The following is a 24213-nucleotide window of genomic DNA, read 5'->3' on the forward strand; positions in this document are numbered from 1 at the left end:
TCACCGCGAGCGATTTTGCGACTGCTCGCGCGGTTGTTAGCCCGTGAGCGCGCCGTCGATCAGTTCGTCGAACCGCTCCAACGCCTCGTCGCTGTCGGCGTCGATGCCGCGCAACGCCCCGCGGTCGGCGAGATACCGCTGCGCGTAGAGCTGGGCGACCAGCGCCTTGCGCTCCCGGCCGCGGGTGGCGCGCTCCCAGGCGGCCTGCTCGGTGAGCAGCGCCGCGGCGTACACGTCGCCCATGAATTGGGTTAGCGGGAACAGCCGCGCCTCGGCAATGTCGCGGTCCAGTTTGGACCATGCCGTGATCGCCGCGTCCAGGTCCTCGATGCGCCCCGCGACCAGCCGGGTGGTGTCGTCGTCATCGGAAACCGACACCGCGTCGCGCAGCCGCGCCAACAACGGCTCATGGGCCCGGGTCTGCTCGATGCCGCGCCGCACATCCAGGCAGAGGATGTTGTCGGGCCCCTCCCAGATGGTGTTCACCTGCGCGTCGCGCAGCAGCCGCGCCACCGGCCAGGTCTCGATATAGCCGTTGCCGCCGTGGATTTCGATCGCGTCGGATGCGGCGGTGATCCCGAGCCGGCAGACCTTGAGCTTGGTGACCGGCACGGCGATGCGCTGCCGCATGCTGCGGGGCTGGCGATGGTTGGTGGCGCCGGTGCCGTCGAAAACCATCGCCTGCGCGGCTTCGACGTCGACGACCAGCTCGGCGAGCTTGCGCCGCATCAGCGGCTTGTCGATGAGCCCGCCGCCGAACGCCTGCCGCCGCCGGGCGTAACACAGCGACTCGACCAGGGCGCGGCGCGCGTTGCCGAGCCCGAACAGTGCGATGCCGAGGCGCGCGGCGTTGGTCAGCTCCATCATGCGGCCCAGCCCCTTGCCGTCCGACGGTCCCGCCTCGCCGGTGGGCTCCCCGGACAGCAGAAACGCCTCGGCGTCAACGAATTCCACCTCGCCGGAGGCCACCGATCGGGTGCCGAGCTTGTCCTTCAGGCGGCGCACCCGCACCCCGTTGCGCGACCCGTCGCGGCGGGTGCGCAGCACCAGGAAGTTGGCGATGCCCCGCGATGAGTCGGGCGCGCCCTCCGGCTTGGCCATCACGACGAACGCCTCGCCACCGCAGTTGGACGCAAACCACTTGAAGCCGTTGAGAATCCACGCGTCCCCAGCGCGGGTCGCCGTCGTCTCGAGCGCGCCCAGGTCAGAGCCGCCGGTGCGCTCGGTCAGCAGTTGCGCCGTCTCGCCCGCCCACTCGCCCGAGGCGAACTTGGCCAGCACGTGCTCACGCACGTCGGCCGGCGCGTAGGCGGACACCAGCGACTGGACCATGCCGCCGCCGGTACCCAGCGCGCAGCCCATCCCGATATCAGCCTGGTTGAGCAGATAGTTGGACGCGAACAGGCCCAGGCCCGAGCTCACCTTGGCGGCGCGCGCGTCGTCGCGCAGGGCCTGCTGGGCATCCAGGACCGCGCGCTTGGACTGGGTGAAGGAGGCCGGCATGACGACCTGGCTGACGTCGTGTCCCCAGCGGTCGTACCGCTCCAGCCGGGGCGGGTTGTGGTCGGTCTCCTCCGCCCATCGCGCGACCGGGCCGCCCATCAGCTCGCCCATGCGCACCAGATGCGGCTCTACGACCGCCAGTTCGTCCGGCTGCAGGTAGTAGGCCATGGTGAACTGCAGGGTGGGATCGGTGCGATACCAGTTGAGACCCACGGCCCCGCGGTAGTTTTCGGTTTGGTAGCGCCGCGATTTCTCCTCGGTGGAGAAGGGCAGCCTGTCCACCGCCTCTACGGCGTAGTCGCTCATGGGAGTGACGCTACGCGCCCGTGACGAAAACCAGACGTACCCTGCCGATCTGGATTTCGTCACCGTTCGCCAGCACCGCCGAGTCGACGGGCTCCCGGTTGAGATAGGTGCGGTTCATGCTGCCCACGTCGACGATGCGGAATTGGCCACCCTCGCTACGCAATTCGGCGTGCCGACGGCTGACGGTGATGTCGTCGAGGTAGATGTCGCTTTCCGGATGTCGGCCCGCCGACATGACGGGTTGGGTCAAGGCGAACCGCGAGCCGGCATTGGGCCCGCGCGTGACGACGAGCAGCGCGGAGCCGGGGCTCAGTGTCGGTGTGTCCTCGAGCGCCGCGGCGGCGGCGGTTGCCGGCGCGTCGAACTCGGCCGGTATCGCGGTGCCGATGTCGCCGGTGAGTTCCTCCGAGCCTTCGCGCTGCGTCGGCCGGTTCGGCGTAGACCCGGTGTCGCTCACGCGGCTCGCGGCAGATCCGGGCTGGCCGCGGCGGCCTGCGACTTCGGCCGCGTCGGTGCCGGTGCCCAGCCGACGTAGGTCAGGTACACACCGACGAGGGCGAAGACGACGCACGCCGCTATCCACCAGGCTTGCGCGCCGATCATGTCGTTGGCCAGCGAGGCGAAGAACTTGGGGAAGGCCAGCAGCAACAGGCCGCGCAGCACGATCAGCCAGCCGAGCAGGGAAACGATGGCCGCCGCGGCGCCGCGCCAGCTCTGGTGAGCGGCGACAATGGTCAGGCCGAGCAACAAGATGAAGGCGCCGGTGACGAAGGTCCACATCGAGTTCGCCTCGAACTGCGACAGCAGCGATTGCATGTCGGACGCGCGCGCCACCGCCGTCACATCGACAATGACGAGGAAGGGACCGAGCACGCGGGCGAAGAAGCGTGTCGTGGTCTGCGGCTGTTGTGGAGCGTTCATTGCCGTCCTCTCATGTGGCGCCGGTCATTCGGCGATCCCCTTTATCGGAGCACTTGACCGCGGCGTCGAGATAGGGACTTATGGCACTCCCTCGCAGGGACGGAGGCTTATACCGGTGCCACGAACTCCGACGTGTAAAACTCCGCCGGATTCTGCGAGTTCGGGTTGGCTCGCTCGATAATCACCCACACGCCCGTGGTGCCGGGCCGAATAGTGTCTTGCACGCTCGCTGTTCCATTGCCCGCCGGGTCGATGTCCATGCCGGAGAAGGCGGTGCCCGGATCACCCGGCCCGCAGGGACTCGATGACGGCCGCGGCATCTGGATGAGTCCGACGTCGAAGTGGGTGCCCGGCTCGGGCTCGTCGTACAGGTGCACCTCGGCGACCGCTTTTGACCCGGAGGTATGGATCAGGGCCGAACCGGTGGCCAGCCCGGGGCGGGGCACCTTGGGGGCGACGCCGACGCGGCTGAAATCGCAGCGCCGATAGTAGTTGTCCAGGGCTACCGTGGTGCCGCCCTCGGCGGCCGCCTTGGTGATTTCGAACGCCGCCGCCGGGGTGATCACCACGGTGATCACCGCCGCACATGTTCCGAGTCGTGTCAGCGCGTGCATGGGGCCACCTATTTTGTCCGCGTGAAGTGGATCACAGCGGAATAAGTATTGACCCGAAATCGGCGAAATTAAACCCATTGCGGACAATTACTCGACCGTTAATTTGGGCAGCTATTTGGCGGCTGACCAATTAAAGGCGAAGCCTTTATAAAGCGGTTAAGGCTTAATGCGGATCGGCCCGGGGGACCACCACCCGCTGCGGGTCGCGGTGCCGAGATCGAGCCGCGCGGGTTGGGCATCGGCGATGGTGTCGAGTTTGCGCAGCGATCCCCAGTCGCGGCCCCAGTCGTGGGACAGGTAGGTCGACATCACATGAGCACGCAGTAGCAGATCGGTGATCCCCAGCAGACCGCCGTTGACCCCGTCCTGCCAGGTGTCGGTGTCCTGCTTCTTGGCGTTGTAGTCCGGAGTGATCCGGAACTTGGGGATCTCGGTGACGCCGTTGACGTGCAGCATCGGCTGCTGGCAAGGGAAGGCCAGTCCGACCGCCCAGTCCATCAGCACCGGCTGCGTCGAGCCGATGTACTCCTGCAACGAGCGCAGCTCCGGCACGCGCGGCGGGGTCAGGGCGATCCAGTCGTCCGGCGTGAGGGACAGGTCCTCGGCGACCACCCGCACCGCGACGGCGTCGGCGGGCATCTGGGAGCGCGCGAAGCGCAGGTTCCGCCATACCTTGGGTTGCTCGCCGTACAGGTCGTAAGGCACCAGGCGCCCGGCCGGAAGCACGGCGCCGCCGGGACCGGGCTTGCCGAATTCCAATTCCACGGTCTGCCCGTTGGTGTGGTGGTGCAGGATGCTGTTGCCGGCGATCGTGCCGGCGGCGGTCACCACCACCAGCGGGTGTCCGGCGTCGGGCTTCGGCAGCTGGTACCACGCCGAGGTCAGCTTGCTCTGCTGTTGCGCGCCGCTGGTGTAGCTGCCCGCCAGCGGGACCTGATCGGGGTTGAGGCCGTACGGCAGCGGCACCGTCGACCCGTTGATGCCCGGCGTGCTCAGCTTGGTCGGCGCATCCCAGTCGTAGTCGGTTCCGGGCTGCGGCACCGACGTCTCCTTGACCGACTCCGCGAGCGTGCGATCCGGTACCCCGTTGGGGGTGAACCCGGTCGGGTTGACACCACCCAGCGGGCCCAGCGGGCCGTAATTGTCGGGCAGGGCAGCCATGAAGCCGGCGTTGCTGTCCGGCTCGACGAGCACGTCGTCGGCCAGCCCGCAACCGCCGCTGAATTCCCGCAGGTTGTCCCAGGCGTTGGAGTAGGTGGGGTACTGGCGCACGATGCCGGCCGTCATCGACGCGATGAACACCACCGCCATGAATCCCGCCGCGACGGGGATGGGCGCCGCCGTCACCAGCCGCGCCAGCCGTCCCTCGCCGCGGCTCCTGGATGCGAAGTGCAGGTACATCGCCCACAGCGCGGCGATCGCGAATAATGCGAAAAAGATTGTGCTGATCGTGATTCCGCCGATTTTCGGCATGCTGCTGTTGAACGGCACGCCATAGCTGGAGACGTACCACCAGCCGTTGGTGGTGGCGAAGCACAGCGCCAAAATGAAAAGCACCGCCGCCAGGAACGCCATCCGGTTGCGCGACCAGCGCAGCACCTCATGCGACACCAGCACCGTCGTCAGCGCGGCCATCGCGGCGCCCACCGCCGCGAACAGCCCGAAGTGGTGCACCCACTTGGTGGGCGTGAACATCAGGAAGAACATGGTGCCGAAGATGACGCCCATCAGCCGCCACGCCGGCCCGCGGGCCACACCGGGAACTCGCTTGCGCCGCAACATGATGAACACTGCCGTGAACAAGCACAGCGCGGTGATCAGGAAGCCGAAGCGGCGCGAGAGCGATCCGTCGACGGTGGGCAGAATCAGGTAGTAGTAGCGCAGGTTCTCGGTGTACCAGGCCTGGCTGGGGCCGATGTCGGTGCGAATCCTGGTGGCTTCCAACACCGTTGACAGCGTCTGGTCGGCGAACACCACGGTCAGGATGACCGTGCCGGCGGCCAGCATGGGTGCCACCAGCGGCCAGGTGCCGACCAGGCGATGGCGGCGGACCAGAATGCGCAGGATCGGGCGTCCACCGGCGATCAACGCGGCCACCGCGATCAGGCCGGTGGGCTGGACGCCGAGGGTGAAGGCCGCGGTGACGACCGCCAGCGCCGCGGGCGTCAGCCGGCTGTAGCGCATGGAGCGCTCGATCAGCACATAGGTGATCAGCGACCCGACGGCGATGATCGGCTCGGGTCGCAAACCGTTGTCGAACGGCATCCATGCGGTCAGCAGGACCATGCCCGCCGCCCAGTTCGCCGCCTTGCTGCGGGCGACTGCGGGCCCCAACCGGGGCAGCACCTCACGCGAAAGCAGCAGCCAGCACACGATTCCCGCGATCAGATCCGGCAACCGCATCCACAGGCTGGCGTCGCTGACGTGGGTCATCAGCGCCAGCAGGTTGTAGTACCAGCCGAAGGGGTCCTCCGGACTGCCGAACCAGCGGAAGTAGTTCGACATGTAGCCGGCGCGGTCCGCGACCCGGGCCATCCCCAGGATGTAGCCGTCGTCGGACGAGTTGGCCCCGATCACGTGCCAGAGCACGAAACCTGAGATCACCGTGACGTCGGCCAGGGTGAAGGTGCGCCAGTTCGCGGGGATGAGCCGGCGCATCCGGTGACCGTCCAGCTGGTCGAGGCGCCATAGCGCGATCAGCGCAACGATAGTGGACACGATCGCCACCACCATCGCGACCAGCTTCAAAGTCGTTGGGGTGGTGGAGAACCGGGTGTCGATGGTGGCCGACAGGTTCAGATCCGGCGGCGCGGGGCCGGTCAGGTCGGTGAACACCCCCACGATCTGTGGCCGCAGGTTCGGGTCGGGGAAACCGCCGCTGATGGGTTTGCCCGCCGGATCGTTCAGTCCGACGAAGGTGGCGTAGGCGCCCGCCTTTGTCGAGGTGATCTCGATGCGCTGACATTGCGGGGATGCCACCTGGTCACGGGGCGCGCTGGCGATCACCACATTGCGGTCGGTGACGTCCACGCGCTTGCCGTTGACGACAACGAACAACGCGTTCAGCGCGGCGTCCTTGCCCTTTTTGGGTGCCGTACTCAGCACGACCCCGCCCTCCGGTGGCAGGGCACGCACCGCAGAACAGGGCACGGTTGCCGTCACGTCGACCGGGGTGAGCGAAATCAGCGGGGCGGTAACGCTATTCAGTTGACCGCTCTGTGGCCAATTCAGGGTCGCGGTGGTCTGCACGACGGGCAACAGCGGGGTGGCAACCGACAACACGAAGCCGACCAGGCCGGCGATGGTCGCCACCCAGCGCGTCACCCGCACATTCTTGACGGTCGTGACGGTCATGGGAGTGCCCGAATCGGTCCCTGCCGGCTCCAGCCGTGCACTGTCATCACACCCTGTTCGATAACGGCGTCCGGCGCCTGATCAGCCGGCACCAACCGGAAGTACTGCTCCACGGATCCCCAGTCCCGGTACCAGTCGCCCCGCAGATACGTCGCGACCGTCGAGGTGCGCAGCATGGTCTGCAGGAACAGGAACGGTCCGCCGGCCTCACCGGCCTGCCACCCGTTCGACGACGACGCCGTTTGTTTGTGGTCGGGCAGGATGCGGTACTGCGGGAGTTCGGCAACGCCGAGGTGTTCGGAGAACGGCCGCTGGCACGGGAAATTCGCGGCGGTCGCGATGTCCATCAGCACCGGTGTCCGCGATCCCATCAGTTGCTGCAGGGTCCGCAGCACCGGGACCCGCGGCGGCGTGAACGCGAACCACTGATCCGAACTCAGGTTCGGGTCGTAGGCGACGATGCGCGCCACGTTCGCCTCGGGCGGCGCCCAGGTCAGCGGGAACCGCAGATTGCGCCACGCCGGCTCGGGCCCGATGTCGATCGGCTGCACCTCCGCGAGCGGCTGGGTGCTGCCGTCGGGGCGGGCGACGCCCCACTGCAACTTCAGCGACTGTCCGTAGGTGAAGGTGCCGTCCTCCTTGTACGACCAGATGGCACCCGACGCCGAAACCACGACGATCGGGCGGTCCGGGGTGCGTGGAGGCAGCTGGTACCAGGCCGAGGTCGCGGTGGCGGCCAGCGAGTTCTCGCCGTAGCTGCCCATCACCGGGGTGCGGGCCGGGTCGAGGCCGAAAGGCAGCGCCGCGTGCGAGCCGTTGACACCGGCGGGACCCTTCCCGCCGGCGGTGCCCGCGGAGTCACTCATGGCGGCGTTCGGCTTGTTCGGTGACGCGTCGGAATTCACCACTCCCGGCTTGGTGACCACCGGGTAGGACCTCAGGTCATCGCCGACGCCGTCGGGTTTGAAGCCGACGGGGTTGGCGCCGCCGAGCGGGCCGTCCGGGCCGAAGGTCTGTCCGGGCGCCGGCTGCAGCATGCCGGCGTTGGGGTCGGGCTCGGTCAGCACGTCGTCGGCCATCGCGCAGCTGGCGGGCGACAGCCCCGAACTGATGGCGGCCAGGTTGGCCTTGCCGGTGGTGTAGAGGGGGTAGCGAAACACCGCGCCCTTGGTCAGCGAGGCGACTTCGCCGACCACCATGATGGTCGCGACCACCAGCAGCGGGGTCGACGCCAGCACCCGGTTGCGCCGGCTGTCCTTGACCTCGGTGTGCCCGGCGTAGTCCATGCGGAAGTGCTGCCAGGCGGCCAGCAGGCCGGTGAGGATGGACAGCGTCAAGAACATCGACGTCACGGGGTGGCTGGCGACGACCGGCTGGATGTCGTACCACGGCACCCCGTAGTTGCCGACGTAGAACCAGCCGTTGATGCCGGAGGTCGCGACCGCCAGCACGAACAGCAGTGCCGTGACGTACAGCGTCAGGTTGCGGCGGTTGTGCAGGCCGATCCGCGCCAGGGCGAACGCGGTGACCGCGCCCAGCGCCCCGGCCAGTCCGGCGAAGGCGCCGAACTGGACCGCCCACTTCGTCGGGGTGAACGTCAACAGCAACAGGCCGACGGCCGTGGTGCCGATCAACCGCCAGGCCGGGCCGCTGGCCACCCCGGGCACCCCGCCCCGGCGCAGCAGGATGACCAGCATCCCGAACAGGCACAGCAACAGCACCAGGACCGCGAATCGCCTCGCCATCGAGCCGTCGGGGTTGGACTCCACCGTGAGGAAGTAGTAGCGAAGCCAGTCCTGGTACCAGGCGATGGTCGGCCCGACCTTGTATTTGATGCGTGCCGACTCGGCGACGGTCGCCAGCGTCTGACTGCGGAACACCACGACGGTGATCAGCGACAGCGCCGCCGCCAGCACCGCCAGCGGAGCGAGCAGCCCGTCGGTCGCCCGGCGCCGCCGGATCGTCTGGGCGACGGCCCGCGCCCCGGTCAGCAGCGCCGCGACGGCGATCAGGCCCTGCGGCGCCAGCGTCGCGGTGAGCAGCGCGACGAAGATGGCGACGGCGGCCGGGGCCAGGTGCTGCAGCGCAATCGCGCGTTCGACCAGGATCCAGGTGATCAGCACGCCGAGGGCGATCAGCGGCTCGGGCCGCAGACCGTTGTTGAACGGCAGCCAGGCGGCCAGGAACACCGCGCCCGCGGTGAAGACGGCCACCCGGTTGGCCGCCAGCCCGCCCCGGCCGGGACCCAGCCTGCGCAGGATCAAGTGGCTGATCACCAGCCAGCAGGCTATGCCGGCCAGCGTGGCGGGCAGCCGCATCCACACGCCGGCGGTGCTCACCGACGCCAGCCTGGACAGCAGGCCCAGGTACCAGTCGAACGGCGCGTCAGTCGTGCCGAAGTAGCGGTAGTAGTCGGCGATGTAGCCGGCCTTCGGGGCGACGCGGGCGATGGTCAGGTTGTAGCCGTCGTCGGACGAGGTGGCGCCGATGACGTGCCAGAGCAGCAGCGTCGCGATCACTCCGGCGTCGGCGATCCAGGTGGCGATGCCGACGCGCCGCCAGGAATTCCAGCGCGCACGGGGACGGTACCGGGAGAGCCAGGCGATCGGGGACCGCCAGTTGACCAGCGTGCCGCCGCCCCGACTGCGGCGGTCGAGCGCGGCCAGCGCGATGACGGCCGTCAGGACGGCCAGCGCGCCCACGCCCATGGCGAGCTGTTTGAGGGCGGTCGGGGCCGTGATGAACCGGGTGTCGATGTCGACGCGGGCCGACAGCCCGGGCTGGGCGAGCACCTTCAGGTCCGTGAAGATCCCGCCGACCTGAGGCTTCTTTTCCGAGGGCAGTATCCCGGAGGCGCCGGGCATGCCGACGAACTCCGCGCCCGCGGCGCCCGCGTCGGCCCAGGCGTGCAGCACGCTGCAGGCCCCGCCGGCGACCGCCGGGCGCGGCGCCGCCGCGGCCACGGTGTCGCGGAAGGCCACGACCACCAGGTCCTTGTCCGCGCGCACGAACAGCCCGTTCTTGCCGGCGTCCATCCCGCCGGCGGGCAGGGTGGAGACCACCAGGCCGCCGCCGGCGGGCAGGGTGGCGATCGCCGCGCACGGGATGGAGATGTCCAGCGCGCGCGGCGCCCCGGACACCAGGGGCGCGGTGATCTGGGTGACGTGGCCGTCCTCGGTGCCCTGCGGCCACAGCACCGTCGCGGTGGTCTGTTTCACCGGGAGCAACGGGACCAGCACGCACAACAGCAGACCCACGAGGCCCGCGACGACTGCCACCAAGCGAGGGATCCGCTGCGAACGCTGATCATCGTCGTGGGGCACGAGGCTCGATCGTAAGCGAAGCTGCTTTGTCCGCTGAGGACGCGGGGCCGCGCGGGGCCGCGCGACCTCAGCGGGGGAGCCGGGCGGCCAGTGTGTCCAGGCCCGGGCCGGCGAGGTCGGCGAGCGCCGCGGGGCGGCCGGACATCGCCATCAGCAGCGCCTCACCGGGTCCGGTGACTTCCGGCCCGTGGCCGTGTTCCCAGTCGACGTCGGTGGCGCGCAGGCGCAGGCCCCTGATCCGGCGGCCGGCGCCGAGCCTGGGGTTGCCCGGCACCAGGCCGAGGACCCGCTCGAGCCGATCGGCAGGAACGCTGCGCGGCCGGCCCAGCGCGCGGCGGATGTCTTGGTGATGGATGGTGCCGTCGACGAGCGCGATCATTCCGCCGAAACCTGCTGTCAGCCCGCGTGGTTGGAGATGAGCGCGCAGAAAGTCGAGCAGTTGTCGGGCGCTCAGGTCGGCGAATTCGTCGACACCCACCTGGTTGGCCCGGACGACCCAGCCCTTGGCGAAGCGCTTCAGCAGCCCCAGCGGGCCGAGCTCTTCGTAGCTGACCACATGCGCGACAACGTCTTTCACGGTCCACTTCGAGCACAGGCTGGGGGCGTCCCATTGCTGCGGCGTCAGGGTGGACAGGAAATCCGCCAGGTCGGCCCGCTCGTCGTGGGCCATGCTCATCAGGGTGGCCGTCATTCCCCTCCCTCGCTGTCTAGGTCTTGCGCAGGGGCGCGGGATTCCAGAGGCCGCTGCGCGTTGCCGTCCCCAGCTGGAGTTCGGCGGGCTGGGCGTTGGGGTAGTAGGGCGTCAGCCGTTGCAGCGAGCCCCAGTCGCGCGACCAGTCGTCCTTCAGGTAGGTGGCCATGGTGGTCGCCTTTACCAGCAGCTCGGTGACGCCGAGCGGTCCGCCGCCGTTGTTGTCCATCACCGGCGAATTGGCCTCGGCGCCGAAACGGTCCGGCAGGATGCGCCATTTCGGGGTCTCGTCGACGCCGTTCTGATGGCCGAACGGCCGCTGGCAGGGGAACGCCAGCCCGACCAGCCAGTCCAGGAACACCGGGTCCCGCGACCCCACCACGTCCTGCAGCGTGCGCAGCTGGGGAATCCGCGGCGGTGTGAGCGCGATCCAGTGCTGCGGCGCCAGGTCTTCGTCGTCGGCGACCAACCGGATCTGGGTGGCGCCGGTGGGGATGGCCGACAACGGCAACCGCAAGTTGCGCCAGGCCGGGGAGGCCCCCACATCGGCGAGCTGGAACGACCCACCGGGGTGTCCGTGCGCCGCTTCGTCATCGGTGGCCCACTGGACCTGGACCTCGCGGGGGTCGAAGCGCCCGGCCGCGCTGACCACCAACAGCGGCCGTGCCTGGTCGCGGCTGGGCAGTCGGTACCAGCCTGATCGGAGGTGGGCGGGCACCTGGATGCCGGGACGCCAGCTGCCCAGGACGGGGGTGCGCGACGGATCGAGGTTGTAGGGCAGCTGGGCAACCGAACCGTTGATTCCCGGCGCCGGAGTGGTGCCGCCCTCGGTGCCGGCCTCGGCGCCGGTGACCAGCTTGTCGTCGTTGATGAAGCTGCGGTCACCCGGACGCTCCATCACTGGGTCGGCGCGGACGTCCGCGGGAATCCCGTTGGGCGTGAAGGCTTCCGAGAGTCCCGCGCCCAGGGCGTCGCCCGCGGTGGCGCTCACCGGCGACAGGGTGCCGGCGTTGGGATCCTGTTCCACCAGCACGTCCTCGGCCAGTCCGCAGGATTTGCCGGTCAGCGCCTCGAGGTTGGAGCGGCCGACCGTCCACGCGGGGTATTGGTCGGTCATCGCCAGGGTCAGCGACGCAACCTCGAACATCACCAGCACCCACGTCGCAATTGCCAACGGGGACTGGACGATTCCGGCCATGCGCGCCCCGTACCGGGTCTTGGGCGGCCCGTCGTTCAGCGAGACGAAGTGGAACCAGGCCGCCAGCAGCAGCACCACGACGGTCAGCCCGAGCAGCGCGGTGGCGAAGGCATAGTGCCACGCCGGGAACGAATTCGACCATGGCACACCGAAGTTGGACACGTACCACCAGCCGTTGACGCTGGCGAAGGACAAGGCCACCAGGAACAGCACGACGGCGGCGAACATGGTGCGGTTGCGCCGGGATCGCATCGCCACGGAGGTCACGGCGATCGCGGCCAGCGCGCCCAGCGGCCCGGCCAGCCCGGCGAACACCCCGAAGTGGTGCGTCCACTTGGTGGGAGTGAACATCATCGCGATGAACGAGATGATGGTGATCCCGAGGATGCGGCGGCTCGGCCCTGCGGCGGTGCCCGGAATCCGGCCCTTGCGCAACGACATGGCGACCGTGATCCCGAGCGCCAAAACCAGCGCCAGCACGGCGAAGCGGCGGGCGACCGACCCATCGGGACTGGCCATGAACAGCCGCTCGTAGCGGATGTGTTCGTCGAACCAGCTCAGGCTGGGCCCGACGGCGCGCTTGAGCATGCTGGCCTGAACCTCGCCGGCCAGGGTCTGGTCGCGGAAGATCAGGATGGCGGTGACGGTGACCGCGGCGAACAGGGGCGCCACCAGCGGCAGCGCGCCGAACCGCTTGGACCGGCGATGCAGGATGGTCCGCAGCGGCCCGATCGCGACGAGCAGCGCACCGATCGAGGCGATACCCGTCGGCCCGGAAAACAGCGTCAGCGCACCGATGATGCAGGCGACCGCCACCGGCAGCAGGCGGCTGGTGGCCACCGCGCGTTCCACCGAGCACCAGGTCAGCAGGATGCCCAACGCGATGATCGGCTCGGGCCGCAGGCCGTTGTTGAGCGGCAGCCACACCGCCAGGAACATGCCGGCGGCCGTCCACGCCGCACCGCGGTTCAGCTTCACGGCGTGACCCAGGCGCGGCATGACTTCTCGGCTGATGACCCACCAGCACGTCAGCGCCATGGCCAAGGTGGGCAACCGCATCCAGATGCTGGCGGTGCTGACGTGGGCCCACAACGCCAGCAGGTCGTAGTACCAGCCGAAGGGGGCCTCCGGCGTGCCGAACCAACGGTAGTAGTTGGCCATGTAGCCGGCGTGCTCGGAAACCCGGGCCATGGTCAGGATGTAGCCGTCGTCGGACGTATTGGCCCCGACGAACTGCCACCACACCAGCACGGCGATCACCAGGGCGTCCAGGCCGCCGACCGACCACCACCGCGACGGCAGGAAGCGGCGATGCCGGGTGGCCCCAGCGGTTTCGAAGGCGGTGTCGAGCCGGTGCAGCGCGACCAGGGCGGCGGCGGTCAGGACGACCCCGAGGATCATCGCGGCCATCTTGAGCTGGGTGGGGCTGCTGCTGTAGCGGGTGTCTACGGTTGCCGAGAAGCTCAGGCCCGGCGGCGCCGGCCCCGCCAGATCGGTGAAGACGCCGACGATTTGGGGCCGGAAGTCATAGCCGCTCTTCTCCCCGCGCAGCGGCGAGCCGGGATGCTCGGTGTTGGGTCCCTGGGTGAGCCCGACGAACTCGGCGGTGACGCGGTCGGCGTGCGCGGTGAAGGTCAACCGCTGGCAGGCGGGGCTGAGCACCTGGTTCATCGGGGCGGTCACCACCGCGACGTTGCGCACCACCACCACCAGGTAGTCGTTGGCGCGTTGGATCAGCAGCCCGCGGTCGACGGCCTTGGGGGCCTGCTTGGGCACCGTCGACAACAGCACCGTCTTCGCCGTATTCGCCGGGCCGGCCAGCCCGGCGGCGGCCTGGCACGGCACGGTCACGTTGAGGTCGGTGGCGACGTAGCCGATCAGCGGCGCGTCGACACTCTCGAAGTTGCCGTTCTGCGGCCAGTTGAGCTGTGCGGTGGTCTGGTTGACCGGCAGCAGCGGGGTGGCGATGGCCAGCAGGGCCCCGAGCAGCCCGGCGACGGTGGCAACCAACCGAGTGATCCGGTGGTTCGCTCCCGTGTCGGTCACGGTGGTAGATGCTAGTTCTTCGACGCTGGGCGGCGAGGTGTCGGTGCTCATGAGCGGCTTGTCGGGGGCTTGCGGATGGCCACCACGAACGGGCCGACGCTGTGCACGACGAACTGCGGGCTGTCGAAGAGGGCCGCCCGCAGGTCGACGGTGTAGCGACGGACGTTGGGCTGGTTGGGATACACGTCCTCGGCGAGCCGCAGCGTGTAGTTGCCGTTCGCGCCGCGGCGCATGAGAAACACCGTGGGCGGTGGCCAGGGGCAGGTGTCGAGCGCGTGGATGAGGTCGTCGGCCGACTTGAGCTTGGACCACTTGTTGATCTGGGCTGCCCGCAGATCGAACTGCGCGAGCGGGTTGGCGTAGTGCGACGTCAACCCCTGGAATCCCCAATAGGGATAGAAGGACAGGAAGCTGTAGTCGGCGGTCATCACGACGGTCTGGTCGCGGGGCCTGCCGGTCACGGTCGCGATGGCGTGGTCGATGTCGGGGTAGAACTTCTCCGAACTCGGCGGCCGGCGGTCGCCGCGCTGGCCGTTGCCGTCGGTGTCGGTGTAGGCGATGGTGAGATCCGGGCGCAGCACGTCGGGGATGTCCTGGCTGAACGCGATCGCGGCGGCCAGGCCCACGGCGCCGGCGACGGGCAGGACGGCCCGCCCGCGCGCGGACAGCGCCCCGACGGCCTCGACGAAGCCGAACGCCCCGGCGGCCACCAACAGCACGGTCAACGTCGGCTGCAGCCGGAAGGACAGCAGCGTGGTGCGCGCCAGCGTGGTCAGCATCGACAGCAGCGACCACAAATAGACCGCCAGCACCCCGATGGCGAGGGCCCCCGCCCGCACCGAGGAACCGGCCCGCACCACCAACCAGAGCGCGCCCAGCAGGCAGACCGCGCCGAGCAGGGAGAACTGCAGCATGGGGAAGGTCAGCACGGCGCCGTCGGCCGGTAGGTAGTGAAAGGCGCTGCCGGAATTGCTGACCGGGCTGCGGAGCGCCCGCAACAGGAACGGCAGCCACGTGGTGCTCGCGATCGCCGCGGCGATGACCGCGATGAGGGCCAGCCGGCGCAGCGGGTCGAGCGCGGCCCCGAAGCCGCCGCGCCGCCAGCGCGCACCGGTCAGCAGTAGCGCCATGAGCAACACCGTGAACGCGCTGAAGGCCAGCAGCAGCGAGTACCAGGTGGCCGTCCAGCCGAGGAATAGGCCCGCACCAACCACGGCGGCCCAGCCGCCGTTGCGCTCGCCGCCGCGCAGACCCGACCAGGTCAGCACCAGCACCGGCGGCAGCAGCACGGTGATCATGGCCGCGTAGGGCTCGGGCGAGCCGTAGGCGAGCGTCGCCGCCGCCGTCGCGGTGGTGACGATCAGCGCGTACTCGAAGCGGACCATCCGCCACCACAGCACCAGGGCGACGGCCACCGCGATCGTGATCGAGGTGACGGCCCACGGCTTGTAGACCTCCCAGGCCGGTGTGCCGCTCAGCGCCGCGGCGCGCCCGCCGATCCAGAACCAGCCCGGGGGGTAGAACGGCGGCAGCCCGATGTAGGTCATGTCGCGCAGGGCGGGGCTGTCGGCGAGCCGGGTCAGGTATTCGGTGCGGAACTGCTGGTCGACGGAGATGCCGAACAGGTACAGCTTGGTCGCGCCCAGCGGCATGCCCAACGTCACGACGGTGAACGCGGACACGAACACCAGCCCGCCCAGCTGCGCGAGCCACCGAAACCTGCCGGAGCGCCCCCATGCCCAGCCCACGGCGACCAGACCGGCCAGGCAGCCGACCTGCCCCACGGTGGTCAGCGCGTGCAGCTGGTTGGACGACGGGAAGGCCGGCCACTGCACGCGGGAGATGGCGGCCAGCGAGACCACCGCGATCGCGACGGCCACCGCCACCGCGACCGCCATCTGGCCCAGGCTGGCCAGCGCGTTGCGCATGATCAGATTGGCAGCTTGCGGAAGACGCTCCGCGGGATGTGTCGCAACACCATCATCACGTAGCGGAATGCTGCTGGCGCCCAAACCAATTCCTTACCTTTTGCGGCGGCGGTCACGGCGAGGTTGGCGACATACTCCTTGTCCACGGTCAGCGGCGCTTCCTTGACGTGCGCGCTCATCCGGGTACGAACCTGACCCGGGCGGATAACCAGGACGCGAACGCCGTACTCGCGCAACGCTTCTCCGAGCCCCAGATAGAAGCCGTCCAACCCCGCCTTGGTGGAGCCGTAGACGAAGTTGGATCGCCGCACCCTTTCCCCGGCGGCCGAGCTCATCGCGATGATCTGGCCGAAGCCCTGGGCACGCATCTTCTCGCCGAGCAGTACGCCCACCGAAACGGCGGCGGTGTAATTGATTTCGGCGGCCAAGACGGCCTTGCGCTGGTCCTGCCACAGCTCTTCGGCGTCACCGAGGATGCCGAAGGCGACGATCGCCACGTCGACGTCACCGTGGGCGAAGGCCGCCTCGATCGTCTTCGGATGACTGTCGGGGTCGGTGGCTTCGAAGTCGATCATCTCCACCGACCGCGCGCCCGCCGCCTTCATCTGGGCGACGGCGGCGTCGCGGCCCGGGTCATCGGGCATGGCGGCCAGCACGATGCGGGCATGCGCGTTCTGCAGGTAGCGCTCACAGATGGCCAGCCCGATCTCGGAGGTCCCGCCGAGCAGCAGGATGGTCTGCGGATTTCCCACGGCATCTAAAACCATTGGCGCACCATTACAACAACTCCAAACGTCGGGCCATGTCCGAGGCGAACACCCCGGCGGGATCCACCTTGCGGCGCACCGCGATCCACTCGTCGATGCGCGGGTACATGGCGTGGAAGGTCTCGGCGCTCGCGCGGGAATCCTTGGCGGTGTAAACCCGGCCGCCGAATTCCAGTACGCGCCGATCGAGTTCGTTGAGGAACTCGTTGATACCCGGCTTGTTGGGGAAGTCCATCGCGACGTTCCAGCCGGCCATCGGGAAACTCAGCGGCGCGCGGTTGCCCGGCCCGAACAGTTTGAACACGTTCAGTGCCGAGTAGTGGCCGCGGGTCTGGATCCAGCGGATGATGGCCTTGAACTCGTCCATCGCGTCCGGTGGGACGAGGAACTGGTGTTGCGCGAAACCCATTGGGCCGTAGGCGTTGTTCCAACCACTGACCAGGTCGAGCATGTGGTAGAACTGCGACAGGTTCATGATCTTGCCGGTGTAGTTGCCGCCCAGCCGGTAGTACACCTCGCCGATCGCCATGAAGGACAGCTTGTTCATCGCGCTGACGGGAAATACGTTCGGCACCGTCAACAGTTGTGGCGCATCGAATTTCAGCGGGTTCCTGGCAAGCTTCTCGGGCAGTTGGTCCAGCTTCGCCAGGCTGCCGCGGCTGACGGCGGCCCGGCCGAGCTTGGGGGGCGGACTGATCAGGTCGAACCAGGCGCTGGAGTAGGTGTAATTGGCCTCGCTGCCGTCGAGGTGCACGGCGACCGTTTCGTCGAGGTCCTTGGTGGCCACCCCGTCGGCGACGAAATAGGCCGTCTCGGTGGGCGTCATCTCGATGGTCGCGCGCAGGACGATCCCGGTCAGGCCGTTGCCGCCCACAGTGACCCAGAACAGCTCGGCGTCGTCACCGTCGGGGGTGAGGGTGCGCACGGTGCCGTCGGCCATGAGCAGGTCCATCGAGCGCACGTGGTTGCCGAAGCTGCCCGCGCTGTGATGGTTCTTGCCGTGGATGTCGCAGGCGATCGCGCCGCCGACGGTGACCTGACGGGTGCCCGGCAGCACCGGAACCCACAGCCCGAACGGGAGCGCCGCCTTCATCAGCTGGTCCAGGCTGACGCCCGCGTCGACGTCGACCAGCCGGGTGTCGGCGCTGATCGAGTGGATCCGGTTGAGGCCCGTCATGTCGATCACCAGGCCGCCGCCGTTTTGGGCATTGTCGCCGTAGGACCGGCCCAGCCCGCGCGCGATGACGCCCCGGCCGTTGGGGCCGCCCGATTCGGCTACCCGGGCGACGGCCTTGGCGATCACCTCGGGGTCGCGGGTCGAAAGCACCTCGGCCACCGACGGCGCGGTGCGGCCGAAGCCGGTCAGCCGGGTGGTGGTGGTCGGAACATCGGTGCTCAACATCGTCAAAGAGGGTACCGCTTGCGAACGTCGGCTCAGCGGATGCGGAAGATTACCGCCCGCTGCACGACGAAGTTGATCACCGTCGCGGTGCCCTGCGCGATCACGAACGCGAGGGGTATCGCCCACCCGCGGTAGTGCATTAGCGCAAGGCACAGATGGTTGAGCCCGACCTGCACGGCGAAGGTGATGCCGTACAGAACCATGACCGCGACGAACCGCGCGGTGCTCGGGGCCGCCTGGAACGTCCACCGGCGGTTGATCAGATAGGCGGTGATGGTGCCGACGACGAAGCTGCTGGCCTTGGCCAGGTCGACCTGGACTCCGACGGCCTTGTACAGCGCCAGGTACAGGCCGAAGTCCACGATCCCCGCCAGCCCGCCGGTGACGACGAACCGCGTCACCTGTGTCGTCAGACTCAACTGCGGGCTCGGCGGCGCGGCGTCGGGCAGCGGGGCAACCATTGGGGGGAGTTTAACGGGGCCGCCGGGGCATCCCGGGACCCGGCGGGAGGAGTTAACGGGGCAGTTTGACCGATATCAGCTCGACCTGATCCTCGCCCTGCGGGGTCGAGTAGGTCACCGTGTCGCCCGCCTTGTGTCCGGCCAGGGCCTGAGCCAGGGGGCTGCGCGCCGTCAGCGTTTCGCCTTCCCGGCCGACCGGCGTCTCTTCGACGATGGAGATCACGTGCATGGTGACCACTTCTCCATCGGAGAACCGCAGGGTCACCTCGGTGCCACCCGGCAGCGTTTCCGATGCGTCGGGCCGCGACGGCCCGGTCCGCATGCGCCGGTCCAGCTCATTGATCCGATCGCTGAGCCCCACCAGCTCCTCGGCGCGCTGAATCGCCTCGGCCGCGTCGCCGTGATCGCCCACCATGCCGCGGTCGTTCCTGACCTCGACCTCCAGGCGGTCCCGCCGCTGCCGTAGCCGCTCCAGCTCAGCGGCCAGGTTCGCCCGCGCCGCATCCGCCGCTGATTGGACCTTTTTGCTCACGTCGGTGGACCTTTCGCCCAGTTGCTCAAGTGGCGTTCCAGTGTCGCACCACGACGAGGCGGCCGCCACCATTATCGGGTAAGCGGCGGGTCCCACTCAGCGGCTGGTGGAGCCGGAGTCGGAGTTCGTGGTGAGCGGCGGTGCGCCGTCCTCGTCCTCGTAGTAGTCGACGGTGCCCCGCAGGGCCTCGAAGATGGCCCTGCCCTGCGCGACCAGGCCGCTGGCCACCTCGGTCAGCCCTTCGGCGCCGTTGAGCACGGTCACGTTGGCGTTGGCGAGCCCCCGGGCCGCCTTCTCCACGATCTCGGGCAGCTGGTCGATGAGCGCTTTGTCCAGCGCCACCCGGTTGTGCGACGCCGCCGCCTCCGCCTGGATCTTCATCTTCTCCGCGTCGGCGACCGCCAGGATCCGGACGCGTTCGGCCTCGGCCTCGGCGGGTTTGACCACCTCGGCGACCAGTTCCTGCTGGCGCAGCTCGGCGGCGCGCTGGGCCAGTTCGGTGCGCATCTGCAGCACCTCGCGCTGGGCCTCGGCCTCGGCGAGCGGCCCGGCCTGTGCGGCCTCCGCCTGAGCCTTGTCCACCTCGGCCTTGTACTGCGCCTTGACGATGGCGGTTTGGCGGGCGAATTCGGCCTGCTTGCGCTGGGACTCCTGCTCGGCTTCGGCGGCCAGCTGATTGGCCTGCGCCTGCGCGATCTGCGCCTGCTGCTGGATCGCGGCGTTGTGCGGTGCCGACATGGCGTCGATGTAGCCCAGCCCGTCGTCGTCGATGGACTGGATCTGCAGGGCGTCGACGGTCAGCCCGATGCGGGCCATCTCTTCCTTGGACCCGTCGAGGACCTCGGTCGCCAGTTTCTGGCGCTCCCGGATGATCTCCTCGACGGTCATCGACCCGATGATCGAGCGCAGGTGTCCGGCGAAGATCCGGCCGGTCAGCACGGACATCTGGTCCTGCTCGGACAGGAATCGTTGTGCCGCACTGATGATGCTCTCGGTGTCGTTGCCGACCTTGAAGGCGATCACCGCGCGGACGTTGAGGGTGATGCCCTGTTGGGTCACGCACTTCTCGGCGACCTCGGCCTCGCACATGGCCAGCGTCAGGAATCGGGCCTTGCGGAAGACCGGCAGGATGAACGCGCCGTGGCCGGTCACGACGCGGAACGGGGCATTGCTTTTGGTGCGGGCACCGGAGATGAGCATCGCCTCGTCGGGGGCGGGCACCTTGTAACCGAGCATGGGGACTCCTTTTCGGGTTTCGCTGTTGTATCTCGGGCGATCCGGGCGGTCAATTCGGATCAGGCGAGGCCCTGCCAGGGCTCGACGACCACCGTCCGGGTGCCCCTGACTTCGACCACCAGCACCTCGGCGCCCTTCGGCAGGGGGTCGTCGGACCACGCCAGGAAGGCCTCCTTGGCGCCCCGCACGGTGACCAGCACCTCGCCGGCGCCACGGTCCCCGCGGGTTGCCACGGTCAACGTCCCAACACAGCCGATTGCCGCGGCGTCGCTCACGAACGCATACTCCCGCATCGGCAATGCGGGCGTCGTGTTTCGTCTAAACGGGCCCCGCCGTGAGGGTGACGACGTTGTTACGGCTCTCCCGGGCCTTTATCCGGGACACCCAGACCCGGCCACCGGTCGCCAGCCCGACGATGGCTTCGACCGTTTCGAACGTCCAGGCGGCCGTGCCCGCCATCCCGGTGTCGTCCATGATCCGTAGGTCGATGACCCCGCGGTCGGCCAGCAGCTCGAACAGATCGCGCTGCGGGTCGTCGACCGCGATCAGCGTGGTGTGGTCGAACTGGTCGCGCAGTGCCGCCCTGACCTCGTCGAGGGTGCCCTCGTCGATCACCGCGTCGGTGCCGGCTTCGGTTTCGGCACAGGCGAACTCGATGTCGAAGGCCCGCTCGTAGCCGTGCAGGAAGAAGCGTTTGCCTTGATTGGCCCACGAGCGATGGCAGCAGGGCAGGTTGTCGAACAACCTGCGCAGGTGGAACCTGGCCGTGCGGCCCAGTGGCGCGTCGGCGCGGTGCATGGTGGCCACGCGGTCGCCGTCGACGAAGATGGTGTTGCGCATGGGCCCCAGCCTCCGGGGCACGCCTTGCGGGATCCTCAAAGAATTCTTGGAGCCGTCCCCGATCGCGGCCGGTGCCTATCGTGGTAGCTATGTACGCCGGTCGTAGGCAGTCGGCGCCACCGATGGCGGCTCTGCTGTTTGTTGCCGCCCTGTTCTCCGCGGCCCCGGCGTCGGCGGACCCACCCGACGACGCCTTCTTGGGGGCCCTTGCGGATAACGGGATCGTGCTGAACGACCCGGGCAACGCGATCGCGATGGCCCGGAGTGTGTGCGCCGGACTCGACAAGAACCAACGATCGAGCGTCCTGGCGATGAAGGTGATGAAAGAGGCCAACCTCTCGGCGCGACAAGCCGGGTTCTTCGTCGGCGCTTCCGTGTCGGCCTATTGCCCGCAATACAAAGGGCAGACCGACGGTTCGTTGGACTGGCTGAATCCGCTGCCCCCGCTGATGTGAGCTACATCGATTGCCCGGCTCCTCACGCCGCGTGCCCGGCGCACCGTCGCCGGGCTAAACCCAGTACGGCACCCGGGCGCGGTACTGCCGCATCGCGAACGCCGCCAAAACCCAGCCGACGACCGTGAGCACCCCGACCACGGCCCAGTGCCGCAGCTCCTGATGGGCGCCCAGCAGCGGGGCGCGAACGATGTCGAGATAGTGCAGCAGCGGATTGAGCTCGACGATCTTCGACCAGCGCCCCGCGCCCTGCTGCCGCAACGTGTCGTCGTTCCAGATGATCGGCGTCATGAAGAACAGCAACTGCACTACGGAGAACAGCAGGGGGCCGATGTCGCGGTAGCGGGTCGCCAGGATGCCGAAACACAGTGACACCCATATGCAATTGAGGACGATCAGACCCAGCGCCGGGAGCACCGACAGATCCGCCCACGACCACGCCTTGGGATAGATGACCGCGATGACGGCGTAGATGACGATGTTGTGCGCGAACAAGATGATCTGCCGCCACACCAGCCGATAGACGTGCACCGACAGGGGCGTCGGCAACTGCTTGATCAGCCCCTCGTTGGCGACGAAGACGTCGGCGCCCTCGAGGATGGCCGCGTTGATCAGATTCCAGATGATCAGCCCGAGCGTGACGTACGGCAGGTGCACGGAGAGCTCGAGGTGGAACAGCTTGGAGTACAGGCCACCCATGGCGACGGCGGTGGTGCCGGTCGCGATGGTGATCCAGAACGGCCCCAGGACGGAGCGGCGATAACGCTGCTTGATGTCCTGCCAGCCCAGGTGCAGCCACAACTCGTGCCGACGGAAGCCGGCGACCAGATCGCCCCGGGCGCGGGTGAAGGTCCGCGACTGGGCGGCGGCGTCGATGAATGTCAAGTGGAGCCTCCCGGTTTGCCGAACTGCTCCCGACGCCCCAAGCGGCGCAACCGAATCCACTCGGCCAGCCCCTTGGGGTCGCGGCGGGTGATCAGGAAGTACCAGCCGAACCGAACCCACTCCTGGACCAGCAGCTTGCGCAGGCCCGGCTGTGACAGCAGGTAGCCGCGGTTGCGGTAGGTGTAGAACCGCTTCGTCGGATTGTCGGGATACTGGGTGTGCATGCGGCCGCCCAGAATGGGGCGGAACTCGTCGGATCCGCACGGATGCAAGTAGATCGCGTCCAGGCAGGTGCCGAATGGCAGGCCGGACCGAACCAGCCTGCGGTGCAACTCCACCTCGTCGCCGCGGATGAACAGCCGCATGTCCGGGACGCCGACCGCATCCAGGGCGGACGCCCGGAACAGCGCGCCGTTGAACAGCGACGCGATCCCTGGTAACAGGTCCTGTCCCGTTTCGCTGCGCAATTCGCTTGTGCGCCTGCGCCATACCAGGCCACGGCGCAACGGGAACGCCAGCCGTTCCGGGTCTTCGGAGTTGCACACCATCGGCGATACTTCGGCCAGGCCGTGCTTCTCGGCGCAGGCCAGGAGCGTGGCCAGCACCCGGGAGTCCTGCGGGCGACCGTCGTCGTCGGCCAGCCACACCCAGTCGGCGCCCTGCGCCAGCGCGTGCAGCATGCCGAGCGCGAAACCGCCCGCACCGCCGAGATTTCGGCGGGAGGGCAGGTAGGTCGTCGAGATCGGTTGGGCGTCAACCAGTTCGCGGATTCGGGCGTCCGCGCCGCCGTCGTTGTCGACGACGATCAGCTGATCCGGCGGCCGGGTCTGCGCGCTGAGCACGTCCAGCGACTTGGCGAGTTCGTCGGCGCGCCGGTGCGTGACCAGGACGGCGATGATGGATTCACTCATCCCCGGATGCGCTCTGCGCCAGCGGTTCGTCGGTACGGCCGTGCAGGCGGGTCTCCTCCAGTACTTCGCGCACGTGGCGGGCCGCGTCCTCGCCCTCGTAGGCGCGCACCACGTCTTCGATGTCGCCCGCCTGGCGAATGACTCCGTGGTCGATCCACATCGCGGTCTTGCACAACCGGGCCAGGAATTCGTTGGAATGGCTGGCGAACACCAGGATTCCGGACCGCTCCACCAGGCCCTGCAGTCGCGACTGCGCCTTCTTCAGGAAGTCGGCGTCCACCGCGCCGATGCCTTCGTCGAGCAGCAGTATCTCCGGGTCGATGCTGGTGACGACGCCCATCGCGAGCCGTACCCGCATGCCGGTGGAGTAGGTGCGCAGCGGCATCGACAAGTAGTCACCGAGCTCGGTGAACTCGGCGATCTCGTCCACCTTGGCCAGCATCTGCTTGCGGGTCTGCCCGAGGAACAGCCCGCGGATGATGATGTTCTCGTAACCGGAGATCTCCGGGTCCATGCCGACACCCAGATCGAAGACCGGTGCGACCCGGCCGGTGACCTTCGCCCAGCCCCTGGTGGGTTCGTAGATGCCCGAAAGCAGGCGCAGCAGAGTCGATTTCCCGGCCCCGTTGTGACCGACCAGGCCGACTCGATCGCCCAACTCGAGCGACATGGTGATGTCGCGCAACGCCTCGACGACCACCACGTTGGAGCTGTTGCGGCCGATCGTGCCGCCCGCCTTGCCCAGGAAGGCTTTCTTCAGGGAGCGCGACTTCGCGTCGAAAATGGGGAATTCCACCCACGCGTTGTGCGTCTCGATGTGCGGACCTGCCACCGTGTTTC

20 protein-coding genes are annotated in these 24213 nt (G+C 68.5%); 1 reads left to right on the forward strand and 19 read right to left on the reverse strand.

The annotated features are described in order from the left end of the window. Positions 1-36: 36 nt before the first annotated feature. The 16 genes from A5758_RS16720 to A5758_RS16795 form a co-directional block, all read right to left on the reverse strand. Positions 37-1809, reverse strand: a complete 1773-nt coding sequence (locus A5758_RS16720) for an acyl-CoA dehydrogenase family protein (protein WP_067742101.1) — start codon at positions 1807-1809, stop codon at positions 37-39. Positions 1810-1819: 10 nt separating this feature from the next. Further along, a complete protein-coding gene (locus A5758_RS16725) occupies positions 1820-2266 on the reverse strand; it encodes an FHA domain-containing protein (RefSeq protein ID WP_067742104.1) in 447 nt (148 codons plus the stop codon). Then, entirely contained in the window at positions 2263-2730 is a 468-nt protein-coding gene (locus A5758_RS16730; RefSeq protein ID WP_067742107.1) for a hypothetical protein, read from the reverse strand. The genes A5758_RS16725 and A5758_RS16730 overlap by 4 nt, the downstream gene beginning before the upstream one ends. Positions 2731-2837: 107 nt before the next feature. After that, complete coding sequence (locus A5758_RS16735; protein WP_067202673.1) at positions 2838-3344, reverse strand: hypothetical protein; 507 nt, start codon at positions 3342-3344, stop codon at positions 2838-2840. 156 nt (positions 3345-3500) lie between these two features. Next, positions 3501-6698 (reverse strand): arabinosyltransferase domain-containing protein, encoded by a 3198-nt coding sequence (locus A5758_RS16740; RefSeq protein WP_067742111.1) that lies wholly within the window; start codon positions 6696-6698, stop codon positions 3501-3503. Next, on the reverse strand, positions 6695-10021 hold the full coding sequence (locus A5758_RS16745; RefSeq protein ID WP_067742114.1) for an arabinosyltransferase domain-containing protein: 3327 nt from the start codon (positions 10019-10021) through the stop codon (positions 6695-6697). Before A5758_RS16745 ends, A5758_RS16740 begins: the two co-directional genes overlap by 4 nt. 67 nt (positions 10022-10088) lie before the next feature. Next, a complete protein-coding gene (locus A5758_RS16750; RefSeq protein WP_067742117.1) occupies positions 10089-10712 on the reverse strand; it encodes a maleylpyruvate isomerase family mycothiol-dependent enzyme in 624 nt (207 codons plus the stop codon). A gap of 16 nt (positions 10713-10728) precedes the next feature. Then, the gene (locus A5758_RS16755; protein WP_067742120.1) at positions 10729-14007 is read right to left on the reverse strand and encodes an arabinosyltransferase domain-containing protein; all 3279 of its coding nucleotides are present in this window, start codon (positions 14005-14007) and stop codon (positions 10729-10731) included. Further along, complete coding sequence (locus A5758_RS16760; RefSeq protein ID WP_067742123.1) at positions 14004-15884, reverse strand: galactan 5-O-arabinofuranosyltransferase; 1881 nt, start codon at positions 15882-15884, stop codon at positions 14004-14006. The genes A5758_RS16755 and A5758_RS16760 overlap by 4 nt, the downstream gene beginning before the upstream one ends. A 2-nt stretch (positions 15885-15886) precedes the next feature. Further along, positions 15887-16651 carry a decaprenylphospho-beta-D-erythro-pentofuranosid-2-ulose 2-reductase gene (locus A5758_RS16765; RefSeq protein WP_067742126.1) on the reverse strand — a complete coding sequence of 255 codons (765 nt, stop codon included), beginning with the start codon at positions 16649-16651 and terminating at the stop codon, positions 15887-15889. A 10-nt stretch (positions 16652-16661) separates the two neighbouring features. Beyond that, a complete protein-coding gene (locus A5758_RS16770) occupies positions 16662-18053 on the reverse strand; it encodes an FAD-binding oxidoreductase (protein ID WP_067742129.1) in 1392 nt (463 codons plus the stop codon). Positions 18054-18085: 32 nt separating this feature from the next. After that, entirely contained in the window at positions 18086-18514 is a 429-nt protein-coding gene (locus A5758_RS16775; RefSeq protein WP_067742132.1) for a GtrA family protein, read from the reverse strand. Between the two features lie 52 nt (positions 18515-18566). Next, positions 18567-19046 (reverse strand): GreA/GreB family elongation factor, encoded by a 480-nt coding sequence (locus A5758_RS16780; protein ID WP_066953603.1) that lies wholly within the window; start codon positions 19044-19046, stop codon positions 18567-18569. Between the two features lie 96 nt (positions 19047-19142). After that, positions 19143-20282: a flotillin family protein gene (locus tag A5758_RS16785; protein WP_067202638.1), complete on the reverse strand. Its 1140-nt coding sequence runs from the start codon at positions 20280-20282 to the stop codon at positions 19143-19145. A gap of 59 nt (positions 20283-20341) precedes the next feature. After that, positions 20342-20557: a hypothetical protein gene (locus tag A5758_RS16790; RefSeq protein ID WP_082939741.1), complete on the reverse strand. Its 216-nt coding sequence runs from the start codon at positions 20555-20557 to the stop codon at positions 20342-20344. A gap of 43 nt (positions 20558-20600) precedes the next feature. After that, positions 20601-21122: a 6-carboxytetrahydropterin synthase gene (locus A5758_RS16795; RefSeq protein ID WP_082939729.1), complete on the reverse strand. Its 522-nt coding sequence runs from the start codon at positions 21120-21122 to the stop codon at positions 20601-20603. An 89-nt stretch (positions 21123-21211) separates the two neighbouring features. Here A5758_RS16795 and A5758_RS16800 point away from each other — a divergent pair, with 89 nt between their 5' ends. Continuing rightward, positions 21212-21577, forward strand: coding sequence for a DUF732 domain-containing protein (locus A5758_RS16800; RefSeq protein ID WP_067742137.1), 366 nt, complete (start codon positions 21212-21214; stop codon positions 21575-21577). Positions 21578-21631: 54 nt separating this feature from the next. Here A5758_RS16800 and A5758_RS16805 read toward each other — a convergent pair whose 3' ends face one another. The 3 genes from A5758_RS16805 to A5758_RS16815 are packed head-to-tail and all read right to left on the reverse strand — an operon-like array spanning position 21632 to position 24205. After that, the gene (locus tag A5758_RS16805; protein ID WP_067742140.1) at positions 21632-22462 is read right to left on the reverse strand and encodes an ABC transporter permease; all 831 of its coding nucleotides are present in this window, start codon (positions 22460-22462) and stop codon (positions 21632-21634) included. Continuing rightward, entirely contained in the window at positions 22459-23373 is a 915-nt protein-coding gene (locus tag A5758_RS16810; protein WP_067742143.1) for a glycosyltransferase, read from the reverse strand. Before A5758_RS16810 ends, A5758_RS16805 begins: the two co-directional genes overlap by 4 nt. Then, on the reverse strand, positions 23366-24205 hold the full coding sequence (locus tag A5758_RS16815; protein ID WP_067742146.1) for an ABC transporter ATP-binding protein: 840 nt from the start codon (positions 24203-24205) through the stop codon (positions 23366-23368). Before A5758_RS16815 ends, A5758_RS16810 begins: the two co-directional genes overlap by 8 nt. Positions 24206-24213 lie beyond the last annotated feature (8 nt).

The organism is Mycobacterium sp. 852014-50255_SCH5639931 (assembly GCF_001665605.1).
In the GTDB taxonomy this organism is placed as follows: Bacteria; Actinomycetota; Actinomycetes; order Mycobacteriales; family Mycobacteriaceae; genus Mycobacterium; species Mycobacterium paraffinicum.

Bases quoted from the DNA above. Each gene is read 5' to 3' on its own strand.
- A5758_RS16735 (WP_067202673.1), bottom strand. From the start codon at position 3,344: ATGCACGCGCTGACACGACTCGGAACATGTGCGGCGGTGATCACCGTG.
- A5758_RS16750 (WP_067742117.1), bottom strand. From the start codon at position 10,712: ATGACGGCCACCCTGATGAGCATGGCCCACGACGAGCGGGCCGACCTG.
- A5758_RS16755 (WP_067742120.1), bottom strand. From the start codon at position 14,007: ATGAGCACCGACACCTCGCCGCCCAGCGTCGAAGAACTAGCATCTACC.
- A5758_RS16740 (WP_067742111.1), bottom strand. From the start codon at position 6,698: ATGACCGTCACGACCGTCAAGAATGTGCGGGTGACGCGCTGGGTGGCG.
- A5758_RS16760 (WP_067742123.1), bottom strand. From the start codon at position 15,884: ATGCGCAACGCGCTGGCCAGCCTGGGCCAGATGGCGGTCGCGGTGGCG.
- A5758_RS16775 (WP_067742132.1), bottom strand. From the start codon at position 18,514: ATGGTTGCCCCGCTGCCCGACGCCGCGCCGCCGAGCCCGCAGTTGAGT.
- A5758_RS16720 (WP_067742101.1), bottom strand. From the start codon at position 1,809: ATGAGCGACTACGCCGTAGAGGCGGTGGACAGGCTGCCCTTCTCCACC.
- A5758_RS16810 (WP_067742143.1), bottom strand. From the start codon at position 23,373: ATGAGTGAATCCATCATCGCCGTCCTGGTCACGCACCGGCGCGCCGAC.
- A5758_RS16730 (WP_067742107.1), bottom strand. From the start codon at position 2,730: ATGAACGCTCCACAACAGCCGCAGACCACGACACGCTTCTTCGCCCGC.
- A5758_RS16770 (WP_067742129.1), bottom strand. From the start codon at position 18,053: ATGTTGAGCACCGATGTTCCGACCACCACCACCCGGCTGACCGGCTTC.
- A5758_RS16795 (WP_082939729.1), bottom strand. From the start codon at position 21,122: ATGCGCAACACCATCTTCGTCGACGGCGACCGCGTGGCCACCATGCAC.
- A5758_RS16765 (WP_067742126.1), bottom strand. From the start codon at position 16,651: ATGGTTTTAGATGCCGTGGGAAATCCGCAGACCATCCTGCTGCTCGGC.
- A5758_RS16800 (WP_067742137.1), top strand. From the start codon at position 21,212: ATGTACGCCGGTCGTAGGCAGTCGGCGCCACCGATGGCGGCTCTGCTG.
- A5758_RS16785 (WP_067202638.1), bottom strand. From the start codon at position 20,282: ATGCTCGGTTACAAGGTGCCCGCCCCCGACGAGGCGATGCTCATCTCC.